Consider the following 6,013-nt stretch of genomic DNA (forward strand, 5'->3'; position numbering starts at 1 on the left):
GGGCGAGATCGAGATCGCGCTGGCGCAGATCTGGGCCGAGCTTCTGGGCCTGGAACGTGTCGGCCGGCACGACAACTTCTTCGAGCTGGGCGGGCACTCACTGCTGGCGGTTCAACTGATGGAGCGTTTGCGGCGGCTGTCGCTTGGGGTCGAGGTGCGCACCCTGTTCGCCAAGCCGGTGCTGGCCGATCTTGCCGCAAGCCTGGGCAGCCATCATGAGGTGGCGATCCCCGCCAACCTGATCACGGAGCAGAGTGCAGCGATTACACCAGAGCTGCTGCCGCTCATCGAGCTGGCGCAGCCGGAGATCGACCGGATTGTCGCCACGGTGCCTGGCGGTCTCGGCAACATCCAGGACATTTATGCCCTGTCGCCGCTGCAGGACGGCATCCTGTTCCATCATCTGTTGGCGAGGCGAGGCGATCCATACCTGCTGGTCTCGCAGATGGCATTTGCCGACCGGGCTCTGTTGGAGCGCTACCTTGCCGCGGTCCAGCGGGTGGTGGACCGGCACGATATCTTAAGAACGTCGTTTGTCTGGGAGGGCCTGTCGAGCCCGGCCCAGGTGGTTTGGCGGCGAACACCACTCGAGGTCACCGAGGTCGCGCTGGATGGATCTGATGGTGCTGAGCAGCTCAGGCAACAGTTTGATCCGCGTCAGCACCGGATCGATCTTGGCCGGGCGCCTTTGTTGCGGTTTGTGATTGCGCGCGAGCCCGGCAGTGCGCGCTGGCTGCTCCTGGAGCTGCTGCACCATCTGATCGGGGATCATTCCACGCTGGAAGTGATGCATGCCGAGGTCCGGGCCGAGCTGGAGGGGCGGGCACACGAGCTGGCAGCACCACAGCCGTTCCGCAATCTGGTGGCGCAGGCACGACTGGGAGTTGGAGCGCAAGAGCATGAGCAGTTCTTCCGGAGACTGCTGGCAGACATCGATGAGCCGACGCTGCCGTTTGGGCTGAGCGAGGTGCGCGGCGACGGCAGTGGAGCCGGCGCGGCGCGGCGGATGCTGCCGCGCGAGCTCAACGAGCGGCTGCGAGTGCAGGCGCGGCGGCTCGGGGTGAGCCTGGCGAGCCTGTGCCATCTGGCCTGGGGGCAGGTGGTGGCGCGCAGCAGCGGGCGTGAGCAGGTGGTGTTCGGCACGGTGCTGTTCGGCCGCATGCATGGAGGCGCCGGCGCCGACCGCGCCATGGGCCTGTTCATCAATACCCTGCCGCTGCGGCTTGATCTGGATGGCACCGGGGTCGAGGCGAGTGTCCGGATCACGCATCGCCGGCTGGCCGAGCTGCTGGCGCACGAGCATGCCTCGCTGGCCTTGGCGCAACGCTGCAGCAGCGTTGCGGCGCCGGCGCCGCTGTTCAGCGCACTGTTGAACTACCGTCATAACACGCCAGCGCCAAGCTCCGGACCGGACGATGTGCTATCCGGCGTGGAATGGTTGGGTGCGGAAGAACGCACCAACTATCCGCTGACCTTGTCGGTCGAGGATTTTGGCGAGGCGCTCGGCCTGACGGCGCAGGTGGCGGCGCCCATATCTGCGGACCGGGTCTGCGGCTACATGCAGCGGGCGCTTGAGCAACTGGCTGAGGCGCTGGAGCATGCCCCCAACAAGCCGGTGCGAGAGCTGGACATCCTCCCGGCTGACGAGCGGGCGTACCTGCTGGAGGAACTGAACCGCACGGCGGCGGCGTATCCGTCAGAGCGGTGCATCCATGAGCTGTTCGAGGCGCAGGTCGCCAAGACGCCGGATGCGGTGGCGGTGGTCCATGAGGACGAGCGCTTGAGCTATGGCGAGCTCAATGCACGGGCGAACCGGCTGGCGCATCATCTGATCGGGCTCGGGGTGAAGCCGGACCAGCCTGTGGCGATCTGCCTTGAGCGCGGCGTGGCGATGGTGGTGGGGCTGCTTGCAATCCTCAAGGCGGGTGGCGCCTATCTGCCGCTGGATGCGGCCTATCCGAGTGCGCGGCTGCACCAGGTGCTCAAGGATGCGGCGCCGCGTCTGCTGCTGGCCGACGAAGCCGGCCGTGCCGCGCTTGGCCCTGAGGCGCTGGCCGATGTGAGCGTTGTCGATCTTATGGCAGCCACACCCGCCTGGGCCGAGCTGCCCGCTTGTAATCTCGACCCGCGCGCGCTCGGCCTGACCTCGCGCCATCTCGCCTACGTGATCTACACCTCCGGATCCACAGGCACGCCCAAGGGCGTCATGATCGAGCATGCGAGCACGGTGAACCTGCTGCATTGGAGCAGCGAGGTGTTTGCGGAATCAGAGATCAGCCGCACCCTGTTTTCCACCTCGATCAGTTTTGATCTGTCCGTCTATGAGTGCTTCGTTCCGCTTTCGCAAGGAAGCACGCTTTACGTTGTTGAGAATGCGCTGGCGTTGGCCGAGAGGTCTTTGGATATCTCCTTGATCAACACAGTGCCCTCGGCGATCGCCGCTCTGGTCGACAAGAAAGCCGTGCCGGTTTCCGCAAGCGTGATCAATTCGTGCGGCGAGCGGCTGAAGGTAGGCCTCATAGAGAAGGCCTTCGAGAGCAGTCGCGTAGAGAAGATTTATAACCTTTACGCGCCGTCTGAAACCACCACGTACTCAACCTGGATCTGCTTGCGAAGGGGAGAGGCTGTCGTTGAGACGATTGGCCGTCCGATTGCGAACACGCGGGTGTATCTGCTTGACGGTGATGGTGCGCCTGTTCCGTCTGGGGCGGTGGGCGAGCTTTACATCGGCGGGGCGGGAGTGGCGCGCGGCTATCTGAACCGTCCCGAGCTGACGGCGGAGCGGTTCATCGCCAGTCCCTTTGTCGAAGCCGACCGGCTGTACCGCACTGGCGATCTGGCGCGCTATCTGCCGGACGGCAATCTGGAGTTTTTGGGGCGCAATGACGACCAGGTGAAGATCCGCGGGTTCCGGATCGAGCCCGGTGAGATCGCGGCGCGGCTGGTTGAGCACGCGTCGGTGCGCGACGCGGCGGTGGTTGCGTGCGAGGATCGCAGCGGCGAGAAGCGTCTGGTCGCCTATGTGGTTACGGCTGCGGAGCATGCCGGCGAAGCCGAGGGGACTGAACTTGCCGGCACGTTGCGCACCCATCTTGGTGCGCGGCTGCCCGAGTACATGGTGCCGAGCGCGTTTGTGCAGCTGGCGGCGCTGCCGCTGACGCCGAACGGCAAGCTCGACCGCAAGGCGCTGCCGGCGCCGCAAGATGAGGCGTATGCACGCGCCGTCTATGAGGCACCGCAAGGCGAGATCGAGACCGCGCTGGCAACGATCTGGGCCGAGCTTCTGGGTGTTGAGCGGGTCGGACGCCACGACCACTTCTTTGCGCTCGGCGGCCACTCGCTGCTCGCGGTGCGGCTGTTGAGCCGGGTCTCGCAGGTTGTTGGCGTCGCACTGCCGCTGAGCACCCTGTTTGCGAAACCGGTGCTGGCCGATCTGGCCGCGAGCCTCGTGGATGAGTTGAGCCGCTCCGGCGCGCAAGACCTGCCGGCCATTGTGGCCGTGCCGCGTGATGCGGCGCTTGTGCTGTCGTTTGCGCAGCAGCGGCTGTGGTTTTTGGCGCAGCTGGATCAGAGCGGCGCGAACTATCACATTCCACTGGCGTGGCGGCTCAAGGGTGGGCTCGACCGCAGCGCCTGGCAGCGCAGCCTGGACCGTGTGTTGGCGCGCCAGGAGGCGCTGCGCAGCGTCTTTGTCGCGCCGGAGGGCGAGCCCTGGGTGGAGCTGCTGCCGCAGGATGCGGGGCTGCCGGTTGTGGAGCACGATCTGCGGGACAGGCCGGATGCGGACGAGGCGCTATTGGACCTGTGCAGGGAAGAGGCGCGCACGCCGTTCGATCTGGCGCGCGGCCCGCTGATCCGCGGCCGCTTGATCCGGATCTCGGATGAGGAGCACGTGTTCCTGCTGACGCAGCATCATATTGTCTCGGATGGCTGGTCGCTGGGCGTGTTGGCGCGTGAACTCAGTCAGCTGTACCGGGCGTTCGTGGCCGGAGACGACGATCCGCTGCCGCCGCTTGTGATCCAGTATCCGGACTATGCCGCCTGGCAACGGCGGTGGCTAACAGGGGAACGGCTCTCGAACCAGGCGCAGTATTGGCGCAACGCCCTGTCTGGCGCGCCGGCCCGTCTGGCCTTGCGGACCGACCGGCCGCGGCCGGCACAGCAGTCGTTTGCCGGGGCCGGTGTGGCGGTCGTGATCGATGCGGATCTGACGCGGGGCTTGCGGCGGCTGAGCCAGCAGCATGGCACGACCTTGTTCATGACGGTGCTGGCGGCGTGGGCTGCGGTGCTGTCGCGTCTGTCGGGGCAGGACGACCTTGTGATCGGGGTGCCGAGCGCCAATCGCGGTCGGCGCGAGGTCGAGGAGCTGATCGGCTGCTTCGTCAACACCCTGGCGCTGCGGCTCGACCTGTCGGGCGCGCCGAGCGTGGCGGAGCTGCTCAAACGGACGCGGCGCACGGCCTTGGCGGCGCAGGAGCATCAGGACCTGCCGTTTGAGCAGGTGGTGGAGATCGTGCAGCCGCCCCGGCGTCTTGATCACACGCCGTTGTTCCAGGTGATGCTGGCCTGGCAGAACAACGCCGCCCCGGCGTTCGATCTTCCTGGGCTGCGTGTGGAGGCGGCGGCAGACGGCTTCGATCAGGTCAAGTTCGATCTGGAGCTGAACCTTGCCGAGCATGGCGAGGCGATCGCCGGAACGCTGGGCTATGCCACGGCGCTGTTCGATCAGCCGAGCATCGAGCGGCAGCGAGGCTATCTGCTGGCGCTGCTGCGGGCGATGGTGGCCGATGCGCGGCAAGCGGTCGGGCGGATTGAGCTGCTGGCGGCCGACGAGCGCGCATATCTATTGGAGGAGCTGAACCGGACGGCGGTGCCGTATCCCGAGCAGCGGTGCATTCATGAGCTGTTCGAGGCGCAGGTCGCCAAGATGCCGCATGCGGTGGCGGTGGTCCATGCGGACGAGCGCTTGAGCTATGGCGAGCTCAATGCACGGGCGAACCGGCTGGCGCATCATCTGATCGGGCTCGGGGTGAAGCCGGACCAGCCTGTGGCGATCTGCCTTGAGCGCGGCGTGGCGATGGTGGTGGGGCTGCTTGCAATCCTCAAGGCGGGTGGCGCCTATCTGCCGTTGGATCCGGCCTATCCGTGCGCACGGCTCAAGCAGGTTCTTGAGGATGCGCAGCCGCAACTGTTGCTGGCCGATGCTGCGGGACGATCCGCACTGGGCGCCGATGCGCTGGCCGATCTGACGGTGGTCGATCTCGAGACGGCGACATCGGCCTGGGCGAAGCTGCCGGCCTCGGATCCCGACCCGCGTGCGCTTGGCCTGACCTCGCGCCATCTCGCCTATGTGATCTACACTTCGGGATCTACCGGCACCCCAAAAGGCGTCATGGTCGAGCATCGCGGATTAGTCAATCTGATAGCTTGGCATGTGCAAACGTTTTGTCTTCAACCAGAAACCTGTTGCGCACTCACTGCCGGACTAGCATTCGATGCCAGCACTTGGGAGCTATGGACTGCGTTATACAACGGCAGCACATTGCTTCTACCTCCCAGAGCGGCAGCGGGAGATTCGCTCCGCCTGCTAGAATGGTGGCGTGATCAATCGCTCGAAGTCGCCTTTCTGATCACGCCGCTGGCCACAATCGCGTTGGAAGACAAGCTGGTAAATCCCACATTGGAGTACTTGCTTGTTGGCGGTGATCGTCTCCACCGTATGCCCGCGTCTCTAACACCGCCTTTAAAGCTGATAAACAACTATGGCCCTACTGAAGCTACGGTCGTGGCGACCTCGGGACGGCTCTCCATCGAAAACGCAGTGCCGCATATCGGCCGTCCGATTGCGAACACGCGTGTGTATCTGCTCGATGGCCATGGCGCGCCCGTTCCGTTGGGAGCGGTGGGAGAGCTCTACATTGGCGGGGCGGGGGTCGCGCGTGGCTATCTGAACCGGCCCGAACTGACGGCGGAGAGGTTCTTGGCCGATCCGTTCAGTGGTGAGGTCGGCGCA

The 6,013-nt window shown here is 65.5% G+C and carries 1 protein-coding gene; it reads left to right on the top strand.

Annotated features, from left to right (window positions below; genetic code table 11):
• On the top strand, nucleotides 1–6,013 hold a 6,013-nt coding region (locus IVA98_RS12480), incomplete at both ends, for a non-ribosomal peptide synthetase (RefSeq protein WP_247354901.1).

The organism is Bradyrhizobium sp. 160, assembly GCF_023073735.1.
In the GTDB taxonomy this organism is placed as follows: domain Bacteria; phylum Pseudomonadota; class Alphaproteobacteria; order Rhizobiales; family Xanthobacteraceae; genus Bradyrhizobium.